The organism is Paenarthrobacter sp. NyZ202 (assembly GCF_049860755.1).
GTDB lineage: Bacteria > Actinomycetota > Actinomycetes > Actinomycetales > Micrococcaceae > Arthrobacter.
Genome location: NZ_CP187556.1, coordinates 1,746,645 through 1,761,948 on the forward strand (window position 1 = coordinate 1,746,645; position 15,304 = coordinate 1,761,948).

General features: G+C 61.5%; 7 protein-coding genes and 3 rRNA genes. 8 read left to right on the forward strand and 2 right to left on the reverse strand.

Annotation, left to right across the window (positions count from 1 at the left end; genetic code table 11):
• Window positions 1-324: 324 nt before the first annotated feature.
• Window positions 325-1,800, reverse strand: coding sequence for a DNA-3-methyladenine glycosylase 2 family protein (locus tag ACPFL9_RS08105; RefSeq protein WP_426006918.1), 1,476 nt, complete (start codon window positions 1,798-1,800; stop codon window positions 325-327).
• Between the two features lie 80 nt (window positions 1,801-1,880).
• Between ACPFL9_RS08105 and ACPFL9_RS08110 the strand changes: the two genes are divergently transcribed.
• From ACPFL9_RS08110 to rrf, 6 genes are all read left to right on the forward strand, one after another.
• Window positions 1,881-2,540 carry a DNA-3-methyladenine glycosylase gene (locus ACPFL9_RS08110; protein ID WP_426006919.1) on the forward strand — a complete coding sequence of 220 codons (660 nt, stop codon included), beginning with the start codon at window positions 1,881-1,883 and terminating at the stop codon, window positions 2,538-2,540.
• Between the two features lie 114 nt (window positions 2,541-2,654).
• Complete coding sequence (locus tag ACPFL9_RS08115; protein WP_426006920.1) at window positions 2,655-4,883, forward strand: AAA family ATPase; 2,229 nt, start codon at window positions 2,655-2,657, stop codon at window positions 4,881-4,883.
• Between the two features lie 37 nt (window positions 4,884-4,920).
• Complete coding sequence (tyrS, locus tag ACPFL9_RS08120; protein ID WP_426006921.1) at window positions 4,921-6,231, forward strand: tyrosine--tRNA ligase; 1,311 nt, start codon at window positions 4,921-4,923, stop codon at window positions 6,229-6,231.
• 653 nt (window positions 6,232-6,884) lie between these two features.
• Window positions 6,885-8,410, forward strand: a 16S ribosomal RNA gene (locus ACPFL9_RS08125).
• A 586-nt stretch (window positions 8,411-8,996) separates the two neighbouring features.
• Window positions 8,997-12,145, forward strand: a 23S ribosomal RNA gene (locus tag ACPFL9_RS08130).
• 139 nt (window positions 12,146-12,284) lie between these two features.
• A 5S ribosomal RNA gene (gene rrf, locus ACPFL9_RS08135) occupies window positions 12,285-12,401 on the forward strand.
• Together the 16S, 23S and 5S rRNA genes form the textbook arrangement of a ribosomal RNA operon.
• Before the next feature lie 209 nt (window positions 12,402-12,610).
• Here rrf and ACPFL9_RS08140 read toward each other — a convergent pair.
• Window positions 12,611-13,540, reverse strand: a complete 930-nt coding sequence (locus tag ACPFL9_RS08140) for a hypothetical protein (RefSeq protein ID WP_426006922.1) — start codon at window positions 13,538-13,540, stop codon at window positions 12,611-12,613.
• 30 nt (window positions 13,541-13,570) lie between these two features.
• Between ACPFL9_RS08140 and ACPFL9_RS08145 the strand changes: the two genes are divergently transcribed.
• Together ACPFL9_RS08145 and ACPFL9_RS08150 are read left to right on the forward strand one after the other, a co-directional pair.
• The gene (locus ACPFL9_RS08145) at window positions 13,571-14,323 is read left to right on the forward strand and encodes a hypothetical protein (protein WP_426006923.1); all 753 of its coding nucleotides are present in this window, start codon (window positions 13,571-13,573) and stop codon (window positions 14,321-14,323) included.
• The gene (locus tag ACPFL9_RS08150; RefSeq protein WP_426006925.1) at window positions 14,316-15,302 is read left to right on the forward strand and encodes an HAD-IIA family hydrolase; all 987 of its coding nucleotides are present in this window, start codon (window positions 14,316-14,318) and stop codon (window positions 15,300-15,302) included. Before ACPFL9_RS08145 ends, ACPFL9_RS08150 begins: the two co-directional genes overlap by 8 nt.
• The last annotated feature ends 2 nt before the right edge of the window (window positions 15,303-15,304 follow it).

Here is a 15,304-nt window from a genome sequence, read left to right on the forward strand (position 1 = left end):
GATACACCCTTTCTGCCGGACGCTCTCTCACCGATAGGCCTTTTCCCGCGGACGCTCTCTCACCGATAGGCCTTTTCCCGCGGACGCTCTCTCACTTGCTTCAAAGCGGTGAGAGAGCGTCGATGAAGAGGTGGTGATTGGTGAGAGAGCGTCGGTGGAAAGGTGGTGATTGGTGAGAGAGCGTCGGTGGAAAGGTGGTGATTGGTGAGAGAGCGTCGGTGGAAAGGTGGTGATTGGTGAGAGAGCGTCGGTGGAAAGGTGGTGATTGGTGAGAGAGCGTCGGTGGAAAGGTGGTGATTGGTGAGAGAGCGTCGGCAGCGGGCTTCAGCGTTTGGAGGCTGCTGCCGCCCGCCACAGGTGCATGACCGCATACGAGCGCCACGGGCTCACTTCCCGGAAATCGGCGCTCAATCCCGACCCATCCCGCACGGCCTTGAGTCCGTTGCGTACGGCAGCGTCGTTGCCCAGGAAGATATCTGGCGCCCCCGGAACCCGCATGGCTACGTATCCGACCGTCCACGGTCCCACCCCGGGGAGTGGGAGCAGCTTCCGGGAAAGGCTCCCGTGGTCGTCGCCATAGCCAAAATCGAGGGACCCCTCCGCCATCGCTGCTGCCGCGGAAAGCACAGAGTCGATGCGGCGCTGTGGTCCCCGGAGGAGCGCCCTGCCGCCCTCGGCGAGCTGGACCGCCGTCGGGAACATCCGCTCAAGTGAGCCGTCGGTGATGGCTGACGGGGTTCCGAGAACGGAGAGCTGTGTCAGCGCAGTGCGGGCTGCGGCAACGGTGATCTGCTGACCAATCATGGCGCGGATCAGCAGTTCCTGCGGGTCCACGGCTCCTGGCAGCCGGATTCCGGGGACGGCCTGGACGGCGTCCCGCAGGCGGACGTCCGCACCCAGTGCTTCATCGATCGCCAAGGGGTCCGCGTCCAGGTCGAACAACCTGCGGACCCGGGCCAGCAAGGTCGGAAGGTCGTGGAGATTTGCGAGGGTGGCCGTTAGCTGCAGCCGGCTTTCGGGGGCGGCAGGATCAAACGAAACGGAGAAGGCCGCCTGGCCGCGGGGGAGCAGCAGTGTCCTGGCGTACTTTCGGCGCCCGCCCGGTTCGCCGGCTGACGCTTCAACGCCGGGTACGGCGCGGACCGCCAGGAAGTCGAAAATGCCCGGATCGAACGGTTCCCGATAGGGAAGGTTCAACGTCAGGTTGGCCGGGGCTCTTTCGGTATTCCGGCGCTGCCGGGAGGTCGGCGCCGTGGCGCGGACCGCCGTCGGGGTCATGGCGAAAACTTCACCGATGGTGTCGTTGAACTGCCGCACGCTGTTGAAGCCGGACGCGAACGCGACGTCGGCAAGCAGCATGTCCGTGGAAACCAGCAGGGTGCGGGCAGTCTGGGCCCGGCTTGCCCGCGCCAACGCCAGGGGACCGGCGCCCAATTCCTGGCTCAGGATCCTGTTCAGCTGGCGGGAGGAATATCCGAGGCGCCGCGCCAGCCCTTCCACGCCTTCCCTGCTGATCACACCATCGTTGATCAGACGCATCGCCCTGCCGGCGACGTCCGAGCGGAGGTTCCAGGCGGGGGTCCCGGGCACGGCTTCGGGCAGGCAGCGCTTGCAGGCCCGGTAACCGGCCTCGTGCGCGGCGGCCGAGGTCTCGTAGAACGTCACGTTCTCGGCTTTGGGGGTCCTGGCGGGGCACGATGGGCGGCAATAGATGCCAGTGGAGCGCACAGCGGTGAAGAACTGGCCGTCGAACCGGGGATCCCGTGCGTCGATCGCCCTGTAGCGCTGCCAGAAGTCCATGGCTTCATCCTTTCACCGGGGTGTCATCGCTGCCAGCGGAAATCGGACATGGCCGTCTACGCCGTTGCTAAGGTCTGGTCATGACCGCAAACCTCGTCACAGCACCGGATGCTGTCCGCGATTTCCTGACCGGGGATCCTCGCTCCATAGCGCCCCTTTTCCTCGGGGCGGTCCTGACCCATCAATCGGAGGCGGGTCCCGTGTCGGTCCGCCTGACGGAGGTGGAGGCTTACATGGGTCCCCGCGACTCAGAGCATCCGGATCCCGGATCCCACACGTACGGCGGCCGCACTGCCCGCAACGCACCCATGTTCGGCCCCGCCGGCTACCTCTACGTCTACTTCACGTATGGCATGCACTACTGCGCCAACATTGTCTGCGGTCCCGACGGCGCTCCCTCCGCGTTGCTGCTGCGCGCCGGTGAAGTGGTGGCCGGCGGGGAGCTGGCCGCCGCGCGGCGACCGGCGTCCAAGACCCACAAAGACCTGGCGAGTGGACCGGCCCGTCTCGCTTCAGCGTTGGGACTCACGACGGCGGACACTGGCCGTGACGCCCTCGTGGAACCGTTCAGCTTGTGGTTGCCCGGGACACCGGCGGCGGCCGTGGCGAGCGGACCCCGGGTAGGCGTCGCCGGGCCGGGTGGCACTACGGAATATCCCTGGCGCTTTTGGATTGAGGACGACCCCACGGTGTCCCGCTACAAGGCGGCAAGACCCCGCAACCGCGGCACGGGCACGTAGCGCGGAGGGCCTGCCGCGTCCTCCGCGTCCGCGATGCGGCCCATGCCCCCACACGTTTACCAAAATCGCTGTAGAATGGACGGTCTGTCTTTTCCGATAGGGGTTACGGTTCGAATGCACGACGCTGATTTGGTCCACGAGCAGGAATACGTTGCCGGGCTGTATGCCCGGCTCGACGAGCTGCGCGAGGAAAAGCGCACCCAGCTGGCGCAGGTTCGCAAGGCCGGTGCTGTGGGTACCATGCAGAACGTTTCGGAACGGGACGCGTTCGCGGCGCTGTACGAGGACCGCCTGGCCCAGCTCGACGCCGTCGACGACCGGCTGGTCTTTGGCCGGCTGGACCTGGACTCAGGTGAGGCGCAGTACATCGGGCGCATCGGCCTGTCCACCGCGGACCTGCAGCGGCTCATGGTTGACTGGCGCGCCCCCGAGGCAGGCCACTTCTACCAGGCAACGGCTTTCGACCGCCAGGGTGTGCGCCGCCGCCGGCACCTGATCCTGCAGGGCCGGGACGTCAAGGCGATCGAAGACGACGTCCTCGACGCCGGTATGCTCGCGGACAACGAGTCCCTCCAGGGCGAGGGTGCATTGCTCGCTGCCCTGAACTCCAAACGGACCGGCCGTATGTCGGACATCGTGGGCACCATCCAGTCGGAGCAGGACAGGATCATCCGTTCGTCCATTTCGGGTGCCTTGGTGGTCCAGGGTGGGCCGGGTACCGGAAAGACGGCAGTGGCCCTGCACCGCGCCGCGTATCTCCTGTACACACACCGCGATCGGCTCAAGAGCGCCGGTGTACTCCTTGTGGGTCCGTCGTCGTCGTTCATGCACTACATCGAGCGGGTCCTGCCATCCCTCGGTGAAACAGGCGTGGTCATGGCGAGCCTCGGACGGCTGATGCCGGGCATCCAGGCGGTCCCGGAAGAGAATCCGGATATTGCCGCACTGAAGGGCAGGCTGGACATGGCCGCGGTTGTGGCCAATGCCGTTGCCAACCGGCAGCGGACTCCCGGCAAGGACCGGATCCTTGAAGTCGATTCACGAAAGCTGACGCTGTCGGAGCGCCAGGTCCGCCGCGCCCGCGACAAAGCGCGCGCAACTGGCAAGCCGCACAATGAAGCGCGCCTGACGTTCATCAAGATCCTCCTCCGTGAACTCACGGAACAACTGACGGAACAGGTGGAGGCAGCCAATATCGGCAACAACGCCGACCGCGCCTATCTGGCAGAAGACGTCCGCACCGCGCGGGACGTGCGCGTCATGCTGAACCTGTGCTGGATGCCGATGACGCCTGAAAAGCTCATCTCCGAGCTTTTCAGCAAGCCCGCCATCCTTGAGGCCTGTACTCCGCACCTGACCCCTGAACAGCGTGCGCTGCTTCAACGCCCGGCTGACGCGCCTTGGACCGAGGCCGACGTGCCCCTGCTGGACGAGGCTGCCGAGCTGCTGGGTGAGCTTGACCCCGCTGCCGGGCGAGGACTGGCCCAGCAGGAAGCTGACCGCGCGCGTGACCTGGCCAATGCGAAGCAGACGCTCGCCAACATGGAGGCCATGGGTGTCGATGTCCTCATGACCGCAGAAGAACTGGCCGAGCAGAACCAGGAACGCGAGAACCGGCTGACCGCAGCCGAGCGTGCCACGAGCGACCGCACCTGGGCCTTCGGGCACATTGTGGTTGACGAGGCACAGGAACTCTCGCCCATGCAGTGGCGGCTTTTGGTTCGCCGCTGCCCGCTGAAGTCCTTCACTATCGTTGGCGACATCGCCCAGACGAGCGCCGCGGCAGGTGCCAACTCGTGGCAAAGTGCCCTGGCGCCGTCGTTCGGTGACCGCTGGACGCTGGAAGAACTCACCGTCAACTACCGCACACCGTCCCAGATCGCCGAAGCTGCTGTCCGCATGGCCAACCGTGCCGGGCTGGTGGTCTCTGCACCGAAGGCCGTCCGTGAGGGCAAGTGGTCACCGATCGTCGACCGGGTCGAGGCCGACGGGATCCTGTCCCGCCTGGTGGAGGTCCTGCCGGAGGAACTGGAAGCGATCGACGGCGGTCTGCTGGCTGTGATTGCCGACGGCCCACTCCTGCCGGAAGCCGCCGCGGCGCTGCGCGGCATTTATGGCCGCCGGATCGGCACAGGTGCCGGCAGTTACGAGCAGGACATCGTGGTGATCGGTCCCAAGGAGGCAAAGGGGCTGGAATTCGACGGCGTAGTGGTTCTGGAACCGGCAGCCATGCTCAATCACGAGCACGGCAAAGTGGGCGATCTTTACGTCGCCATGACAAGGCCCACCCAGAGGCTACGCCTGATCACTGCGGCGCCATTGCCTGCCGGTATTGAACGGTAGGAAAAGCCACACCCACAATCCTGCTACCTTAGAACCCGTGTCACACGTAATTAACTTCGAGTCCCAACAGAACGATCCTGCTTTCGCCAACATCTGGCAGGAGCTCAAATGGCGCGGCCTGGTCCACGTTTCCACCGAGGAAACCGAACTGGAAAAGCTGCTCGCCGGGGACCCGATCACCTATTACTGTGGCTTCGACCCTACGGCGCCGTCCCTGCACCTTGGCAACCTGGTGCAGTTGCTTCTGATGCGTCGCCTGCAGTTGGCCGGCCACAAGCCGCTCGGTCTGGTGGGCGGGTCCACTGGCCTGATCGGAGACCCGCGTCCGACGGCGGAACGCACCTTGAACACCAAGGACACCGTTGCGGAGTGGGTGGGCCGGCTGCAAGGCCAGGTGCGCCGTTTCCTGAGTTTCGACGGCGACAACGCCGCGCGGATGGTCAACAACCTGGACTGGACGGCGCCGCTAAGCGCGATCGACTTCCTGCGCGAAATCGGCAAGCACTTCCGTGTTGGCACCATGCTGCGCAAGGATGCCGTGGCCTCGCGCCTGAACTCGGACGAAGGCATCAGCTACACGGAGTTCAGCTACCAGATCCTGCAGGGCATGGATTACCTGGAGCTGTACCGCGATTACGGCTGCGTCCTGCAGACCGGCGGTTCGGACCAGTGGGGAAACCTGACCAGCGGCACGGAACTGATCCGCAAAGTTGAAGGCAAGAGCGTGCACGCCCTTGGTACTCCGTTGATCACCAACTCCGACGGCACCAAGTTCGGCAAGTCCGAAGGCAACGCAGTCTGGTTGGACGGCGAGATGTGCAGCCCGTACACCTTCTACCAGTTCTGGCTCAACACCGCCGATGCGGACGTGGTGGACCGGCTCAAGGTCTTCACGTTCCTCAGCCGTGCGGAGATCGAGGCACTTGGACAGGCGGTGGCGGAACGTCCGTTCGCACGGGAAGGGCAGAAAAAGCTCGCCTTCGAAGTCACCTCCCTGGTGCACGGTGTCGAAGCCACGGAAAAGGTCATCGCTGCCTCCGCCGCCGTCTTCGGCAATGGCGACCTCACGGTGCTTGACGAGCAGACCCTTGCTGCGGCGACCGCCGAGCTTCCGTCCGCGAAGATCGACGCAGACGGCCTGGGAATCATCGACCTCCTGGTCGCTTCCGGCCTCTCCGACAGCAAGTCGGCCGCCCGCCGCACTGTGGGCGAAGGTGGTGCGTACGTCAACAACACCAAGGTCGCAGATCCCGACGCCGTCATCGGCCAGGACCAGCTCCTTCATGGACGGTACCTCCTGCTGCGCCGGGGTAAGAAAAATCTGGCGACGGTGGAGGTTTCCGCCTGATTCTCAGGTAGTCCCAGTGTCTGGGTAGTTCCGGACGCCTGTGTTGTTCCGTGTCCGGGTAGGCCGGCAACCCGCGTGGTTGCCGGCCTTTTCGGCGTTTAAGCCACCCCCGCGGACGCTCTCTCACCTATCGCCCGTGTAGGTCGGACGCTCTCTCACGTAAGTCCCGGTTTGGGCTGACGCTCTCTCACTTGTGGTGGTTTGGGTGTGATGGGGTTCACGGGTTGTGGATTTGTTTGTGGTGTTGGGGGTGTGTAAAGTTATTCGAGTTGCCGCCGCTGATGCGGGTTTGAAGGCGACGATCTCCCTTTTGAATGGCCGGTTTCCGGTGGTGCTTTGGTGTGCTGTCGGGGTTGGTGGGGGCTTGGGCTGGTTTGCTTTGTGGGGCTGGTTCGGGTAAGTTTGAAAAGTTGCTCCGGAGCGATCTGCTGGCCTGTGTGGTTGGTGGTGGTGCTGGTTTGTGACCTGTTGTTTGAGAACTCAATAGTGTGCCAAGTTTGTTGATACCGATTGTTTTTTGATTGGTTGGATTTTGCCGGGCCGCCGTGCACCCCCGTGTGTGGTGGTTTGGTTTTCAGCTGGTTTCAGATTTTTGCATGGCTTCTCCTGTCTTTTTCCGGTGGGGGTTGTTGTGTTTTCGTTTTTGTTTTACTTTGACGGAGAGTTTGATCCTGGCTCAGGATGAACGCTGGCGGCGTGCTTAACACATGCAAGTCGAACGATGATCTCCAGCTTGCTGGGGGGATTAGTGGCGAACGGGTGAGTAACACGTGAGTAACCTGCCCTTGACTCTGGGATAAGCCTGGGAAACTGGGTCTAATACCGGATATGACCATCTGGCGCATGTCATGGTGGTGGAAAGCTTTTGTGGTTTTGGATGGACTCGCGGCCTATCAGCTTGTTGGTGGGGTAATGGCCTACCAAGGCGACGACGGGTAGCCGGCCTGAGAGGGTGACCGGCCACACTGGGACTGAGACACGGCCCAGACTCCTACGGGAGGCAGCAGTGGGGAATATTGCACAATGGGCGCAAGCCTGATGCAGCGACGCCGCGTGAGGGATGACGGCCTTCGGGTTGTAAACCTCTTTCAGTAGGGAAGAAGCCTTTCGGGGTGACGGTACTTGCAGAAGAAGCGCCGGCTAACTACGTGCCAGCAGCCGCGGTAATACGTAGGGCGCAAGCGTTATCCGGAATTATTGGGCGTAAAGAGCTCGTAGGCGGTTTGTCGCGTCTGCTGTGAAAGACCGGGGCTCAACTCCGGTTCTGCAGTGGGTACGGGCAGACTAGAGTGCAGTAGGGGAGACTGGAATTCCTGGTGTAGCGGTGAAATGCGCAGATATCAGGAGGAACACCGATGGCGAAGGCAGGTCTCTGGGCTGTAACTGACGCTGAGGAGCGAAAGCATGGGGAGCGAACAGGATTAGATACCCTGGTAGTCCATGCCGTAAACGTTGGGCACTAGGTGTGGGGGACATTCCACGTTTTCCGCGCCGTAGCTAACGCATTAAGTGCCCCGCCTGGGGAGTACGGCCGCAAGGCTAAAACTCAAAGGAATTGACGGGGGCCCGCACAAGCGGCGGAGCATGCGGATTAATTCGATGCAACGCGAAGAACCTTACCAAGGCTTGACATGGACCGGAAAGACCTGGAGACAGGTGCCCCGCTTGCGGCCGGTTTACAGGTGGTGCATGGTTGTCGTCAGCTCGTGTCGTGAGATGTTGGGTTAAGTCCCGCAACGAGCGCAACCCTCGTTCTATGTTGCCAGCGGTTCGGCCGGGGACTCATAGGAGACTGCCGGGGTCAACTCGGAGGAAGGTGGGGACGACGTCAAATCATCATGCCCCTTATGTCTTGGGCTTCACGCATGCTACAATGGCCGGTACAAAGGGTTGCGATACTGTGAGGTGGAGCTAATCCCAAAAAGCCGGTCTCAGTTCGGATTGGGGTCTGCAACTCGACCCCATGAAGTCGGAGTCGCTAGTAATCGCAGATCAGCAACGCTGCGGTGAATACGTTCCCGGGCCTTGTACACACCGCCCGTCAAGTCACGAAAGTTGGTAACACCCGAAGCCGGTGGCCTAACCCTTGTGGGGGGAGCCGTCGAAGGTGGGACCGGCGATTGGGACTAAGTCGTAACAAGGTAGCCGTACCGGAAGGTGCGGCTGGATCACCTCCTTTCTAAGGAGCTGCTAACAGCTGTCGGTGCCCCTGTAGGGGGTGTTGGTGGTTGTCAGTGTTGCCCATTGCGCAGGCGGATGTTCTGCGGTGGGTGCTCATGGGTGGAATATCAACGAATCATTTTTTGTGGTGGCATGGTTTTTGCTGCTGGTGTTCTGGTGTTAGTACGGCGGTCCTGTCCTTTTGTGGTGGGGTTGTTTGGAAGGTGCCGGGGTGTTGGTGGTGGGGGTTGTGTTTGGCGCACTGTTGGGTCCTGAGGCAACAGGACCTTCACGCAGCTTTTTGCGGGGAGACACGTTTCTGGTGTTTCTTTGTTTTCCTGCGGCCGTTTCCTTGTCACACGGGTACCCCTGTTTTTTGTGGGGGTTGTGTGGTGGGGGTGGTTGTTGGGGTTGTTGTTTGAGAACTACATAGTGGACGCGAGCATCTGGACGCATGCACCTGTTGGGTGTGTGTGTTCGTAGCAATTTCTTTGATTTAGAACCTGGGACTGCTGCCTGCCTGTTGGGTGGGTGGTGGTTTTCCTGTGGTTCTCTCGAATGGATTCAAGCATCAGCCAGGCCCCTTGAGGGGGTTTGGTGTGTGTGGTCTAGTTTTTAAGGGCGCACGGTGGATGCCTTGGCATCAGGAGCCGAAGAAGGACGTAGGAATCTGCGATAAGCCTGGGGGAGTTGATAACCGAGCGGTGATCCCAGGATGTCCGAATGGGGAAACCCCGCACAACGCTGTGAGGTGATTGTGTGACCCGTACCTGAACTCATAGGGTGCGTGGGGGGAACGCGGGGAAGTGAAACATCTCAGTACCCGTAGGAAGAGAAAACAAGAGTGATTCCGTTAGTAGTGGCGAGCGAACGCGGATGAGGCTAAACCGACCCATGTGTGATAGCCGGCGGGCGTTGCGTGGGCGGGGTTGTGGGACTTGCTGTACTGGTTCTGCCGGACCGGTGGGGTGAGAGTGCAGGTATAGGTGAACGGTCTTGAAAGGCCGGCCAGAGAGGGTGTGAGTCCCGTAACCGTAATGTTGTGCACCGCCTTTGGTGAGGATCCCAAGTAGCACGGGGCCCGAGAAATCCCGTGTGAATCTGTCAGGACCACCTGATAAGCCTAAATACTTCCTGATGACCGATAGCGGACCAGTACCGTGAGGGAAAGGTGAAAAGTACCCCGGGAGGGGAGTGAAACAGTACCTGAAACCGTGTGCTTACAATCCGTCAGAGCAGCCTTGTTGTTGTGATGGCGTGCCTTTTGAAGAATGAGCCTGCGAGTTAGTGTTACGTCGCGAGGTTAACCCGTGTGGGGCAGCCGTAGCGAAAGCGAGTCTGAACAGGGCGTTTGAGTGGCGTGATCTAGACCCGAAGCGGAGTGATCTACCCATGGCCAGGTTGAAGCGACGGTAAGACGTCGTGGAGGACCGAACCCACTTCAGTTGAAAATGGAGGGGATGAGCTGTGGGTAGGGGTGAAAGGCCAATCAAACTCCGTGATAGCTGGTTCTCCCCGAAATGCATTTAGGTGCAGCGTTGCGTGTTTCTTGCCGGAGGTAGAGCTACTGGATGGCCGATGGGCCCTACAAGGTTACTGACGTCAGCCAAACTCCGAATGCCGGTAAGTCAGAGCGCAGCAGTGAGACTGTGGGGGATAAGCTTCATAGTCGAGAGGGAAACAGCCCAGACCACCAACTAAGGCCCCTAAGCGTGTGCTAAGTGGGAAAGGATGTGGAGTTGCTTAGACAACCAGGAGGTTGGCTTAGAAGCAGCCATCCTTGAAAGAGTGCGTAATAGCTCACTGGTCAAGTGATTCCGCGCCGACAATGTAGCGGGGCTCAAGTACACCGCCGAAGTTGTGGCATTCACACATATACCTCAGCCCTTTGTGGTTCAGGGGTGTGGATGGGTAGGGGAGCGTCGTGTGGGCGGTGAAGTCGCGGTGGAAACCAGCGGTGGAGCCTACACGAGTGAGAATGCAGGCATGAGTAGCGAAAGACGGGTGGGAAACCCGTCCGCCGAATGATCAAGGGTTCCAGGGTCAAGCTAATCTGCCCTGGGTAAGTCGGGACCTAAGGCGAGGCCGACAGGCGTAGTCGATGGACAACGGGTTGATATTCCCGTACCGGCGAAAAACCGCCAATACTGAGCGGGGGATACTAACCACCCCCCACCCTGCCCGGATCACCACTTGTGGTGTGATGGTTGTGGTGGTGGCTGGGACCTGATCCCGGGAGGTAAGCGTATTAACAGGTGTGACGCAGGAAGGTAGCCGGGCCGGGCGATGGTAGCCCCGGTCCAAGGATGTAGGGTCAGGGATAGGCAAATCCGTTCCTGTGTGCTTCGAGCACGCTCCTGAGATCTGATGGGACCCCCGTTCGGGGGGATCCGGTGATCCTATGCTGCCTAGAAAAGCATCGACGCGAGGTTTTAGCTGCCCGTACCCCAAACCGACACAGGTGATCAGGTAGAGAATACCAAGGCGATCGAGAGAATTATGGTTAAGGAACTCGGCAAAATGCCCCCGTAACTTCGGGAGAAGGGGGGCCTGCCCCGTGAAACGACCTTGCGTTGTGGAGCGGGTGTGGGCCGCAGAGACCAGGGGGAAGCGACTGTTTACTAAAAACACAGGTCCGTGCGAAGTCGCAAGACGATGTATACGGACTGACTCCTGCCCGGTGCTGGAAGGTTAAGAGGACCGGTTAGCCACCTCGCGTGGCGAAGCTGAGAATTTAAGCCCCAGTAAACGGCGGTGGTAACTATAACCATCCTAAGGTAGCGAAATTCCTTGTCGGGTAAGTTCCGACCTGCACGAATGGAGTAACGACTTCCCCGCTGTCTCAACCATAAACTCGGCGAAATTGCAGTACGAGTAAAGATGCTCGTTACGCGCAGCAGGACGGAAAGACCCCGAGACCTTTACTATAGTTTGGTATTGGTGTTCGGAGTGGCTTGTGTAGGATAGGTGGGAGACGTTGAAGCCCGGACGCCAGTTCGGGTGGAGTCATCGTTGAAATACCACTCTGGTCACTTTGGACATCTAACTTCGGCCCGTGATCCGGGTCAGGGACAGTGCCTGATGGGTAGTTTAACTGGGGCGGTTGCCTCCTAAAGAGTAACGGAGGCGCCCAAAGGTTCCCTCAGCCTGGTTGGCAATCAGGTGTCGAGTGTAAGTGCACAAGGGAGCTTGACTGTGAGAGAGACATCTCAAGCAGGGACGAAAGTCGGGACTAGTGATCCGGCGGTACATTGTGGAATGGCCGTCGCTCAACGGATAAAAGGTACCTCGGGGATAACAGGCTGATCTTGCCCAAGAGTCCATATCGACGGCATGGTTTGGCACCTCGATGTCGGCTCGTCGCATCCTGGGGCTGGAGTAGGTCCCAAGGGTTGGGCTGTTCGCCCATTAAAGCGGTACGCGAGCTGGGTTTAGAACGTCGTGAGACAGTTCGGTCCCTATCCGCTGCGCGCGCAGGAAATTTGAGAAGGGCTGTCCTTAGTACGAGAGGACCGGGACGGACGAACCTCTGGTGTGTCAGTTGTACTGCCAAGTGCACCGCTGATTAGCTACGTTCGGATGGGATAACCGCTGAAAGCATCTAAGCGGGAAGCTCGCTTCAAGATGAGATTTCCACACACCTAGCGTGTGAGAGGCCCCCAGCCAGACCACTGGGTTGATAGGCCGGACGTGGAAGCGAGGACCAAAGACTCGTGAAGCTGACCGGTACTAATAGGCCAACAACTAACACCACACACACTTGCATGCACGCGTCCACTATGTGGTTCCCGAACAACAACCGTTCAGGAAAACCAACCACAACCAAATAACAACACCACAGTTGTAACCACAAACTTCCCACCCCCACCAACACGGGGGACGGGTAACAAGGTTACGGCGGTCATAGCGTGGGGGAAACGCCCGGTCCCATTCCGAACCCGGAAGCTAAGACCCACAGCGCCGATGGTACTGCACCCGGGAGGGTGTGGGAGAGTAGGACACCGCCGGACAACCATTCAGGTCGAGACCCCCCAACCACGTTGGGGGGTCTCCCACATTAAGCGGCCGATCCCGTGGCAGCACTTCCGCTGTGAGACTTGCCACGGGCACCGGCCTTCTGGCCCTCCACGTTCGGTGTCCCATGGGGCCTTCACTTAGAATTGATACAGATAACGGGCCGGTCCTTCGCGCTGCCGGCGGCGTAACAACGAAATACGGGTTATGAGCGACTACGCACGCGCCAGTGGTCGGCTCGCAACAGGAGGAATCCAGCATGGCTGAGCACAATGGCGGCAACCGCGGCGGTAATCGCGGCGATTTCGGTGGCAACCGCGGGGATCGAGGATCTTTCCGCGCCAACAACAACTCCGGCGGAGATCCCCGGGGCTTCCGCTCCAGGGACAAGCGTGACGGCAACGACCAAGGCCGTTCTTTCGGTGACCGCGACCGTCGTTCCTTCGGTGATCGGGGAGACCGTGGTGAGCGTCCTGCCCGCGATGGTGAGCGCCGTCAGTTTGGTGACCGCGACCGTGACCGCAAGCCGTTCAACGAAGGCCGCGGCCCCCGGAACTTCGACCGTCCCCGCCGTGACGGCGATGACCGCCGTTCCTTTGGCCCCCGCCGCGACGATGACCGTCGTTCCTTCGGTGACCGGGGAGACCGCGGTGAGCGTCCTGCCCGCGATGGTGAGCGCCGTCAGTTTGGTGACCGCGACCGTGACCGCAAGCCGTTCAACGAAGGCCGCGGCCCCCGAAACTTCGACCGTCCCCGCCGTGACGGCGATGACCGCCGTTCCTTTGGTGACCGCAAGCCGTTCCGTGACCGGCCCCGGGATGAGGACCGCGGTCGCGACGACGAGCGTTTCAGCCGCGGTGGAGACCGACGCTCGTTTGCCGGTCGGGGAGAAGGTCCGGAGGGCCAGGAGGAACGTCCGGCGCGCATCCACAACGCCAAGGACATCCGGAGCTCGAACCGCCCGGATCGTGAGCGTTCCCCCGAAATCGACGAGGACGTTACCGGCCGCGAGCTCGATCGCGCCACCATGCACCAGGTCAAGACCCTTGAGGACCAGAGTGCAGGGTGGGTTTCCAAGCACCTTGTCATGGCCGGGCGGCTTGTGGATGTAGAACCGGAGCTTGCGTTTCAGCACGCGCTTGCTGCCAGCCGACGCGGCGGAAGGTTGTCGGCAGTCCGTGAAGCTGTTGGCCTCACGGCCTACGCGGCCGGCCACTACGGCGAAGCTCTTCGTGAATTCCGTACCTATCGTCGTATCAGCGGTTCCAATGTCCACCTGCCCATCATGGCCGACTGCGAACGTGGGTTGGGGCGGCCTGACCGCGCCCTGGACATGGTCCGTTCCCCGGAAGCGCAGGATCTTGATGCTCCCGGCAAGGTGGAACTGGCCATTGTAGCGTCGGGTGCACGCTCTGACCTCAACCAGGTTGAAGCCGCAGTCGCTGAGCTGGAAATCCCGCAGTTGGACATCAACCGCGCCTTCTCCTACAGCCCCCGCCTGTTCCGTGCTTATGCCGAAGCCCTCATCGCCGCCGGCCGTGCCGACGAAGCCGTGAAGTGGGAGCGGCAAGCGGTCGTGGCCGAGAACGCGCTGGGTATTGGCGAGTTCGAAGAGCCCGAAATCGTGGATCTCGGCTGGGACGAGGAAGAAGAGGAAGCCCAGCGCAAACCGCGTTTCAATAAGGACTCGGGGGACGCCGTCGTCGAACAGCCTGACAGTGAAACCGTGATTGCGGAGGCCGCGGCAGCTGACGTCGAGCACGATGACGCCAACATCGACGACGCCAATATCGACGACGCCGAGTCCGATTACTTCGAATCCGACGATCCCGAGTCGGACGTCGATTCCGCCGAGGACGAGGACGCTGAGGACGAGGACGCTGAAGAAGCAGAGGACACCGATTCCAGGCATGGCTGATGCACTGATCGCGTCCTTTGACGCCGTCCTGTCCGACCTTGACGGGGTGGTGTATGCAGGGCCACACGCCATCCCGGGCGCTGTTGAGTCGCTGAAGCGGCTGGAGAGCGTGGGCGTGGGGCTGGGGTATGTCACCAACAATGCCTCGCGCACACCGGCGCAGGTAGCTGCCCATTTGCGTGAGCTCGGCGCTCCTGCCGAGGACCACCAGGTGGTCAGTTCCTCGCAGGCGGCTGGTGAGCTCCTGGCTTCCAGGCTGCCTGCCGGAGCGCACGTCCTGATCACGGGCAGTGCCGCCTTGGCCCACGAAATCGAACTGGTGGGGCTCAAGCCCGTGCACAGCGCCGCCGAAAATCCGGTCGCCGTGGTGCAGGGTTTCAACCCGGATATCGGCTGGAAAGACCTGGCTGAGGCGTCTTATGTGGTTGCCGGCGGGGCTGAATGGTTTGCCACCAACACCGATATGTCCATCCCGCAGGCACGTGGCATGGCGCCCGGTAACGGCACCCTGGTGGCAGCCGTTGCCGCGGCGACAGGCAAGCGGCCGCTGGTGGCCGGCAAGCCGGAGGCGCCCCTGTTCCACTCTGCCGCCAAGCGCCTTAAAGCCAGCCGCCCCCTGGTGGTCGGTGACCGCCTGGACACGGACATCCTGGGGGGAAACCGGGCTGGATTTGCGACGGCGGCAGTCCTCACCGGCGTCGATACCAGGGAGAGCATCCTGGCCGCCCGTACGGAAGAGCGTCCGGATTACGTGATTGCCGGACTGGGCGACCTCTACGTGCCCTATCCGGAGGTCATCAACGACGGCGGCAGGTTCCGTTGCGGGGACGCGTCGGCTGTAGCGTCGGACGGCACCGTGACGGTGTCGGGCACTGACAGCGACCTTGATGCATGGCGGGCTGCCTGCGCAGCCTGGTGGGCAGCTGTACCGGACTCTGCTGTTGCCAAGGCTCCGCGCCTGGAGTGGCGGAGTCATTAGAC

Bases quoted from the DNA above. Each gene is read 5' to 3' on its own strand.
- ACPFL9_RS08105 (WP_426006918.1), bottom strand. From the start codon at position 1,800: ATGGACTTCTGGCAGCGCTACAGGGCGATCGACGCACGGGATCCCCGG.
- ACPFL9_RS08110 (WP_426006919.1), top strand. From the start codon at position 1,881: ATGACCGCAAACCTCGTCACAGCACCGGATGCTGTCCGCGATTTCCTG.
- ACPFL9_RS08115 (WP_426006920.1), top strand. From the start codon at position 2,655: ATGCACGACGCTGATTTGGTCCACGAGCAGGAATACGTTGCCGGGCTG.
- ACPFL9_RS08150 (WP_426006925.1), top strand. From the start codon at position 14,316: ATGGCTGATGCACTGATCGCGTCCTTTGACGCCGTCCTGTCCGACCTT.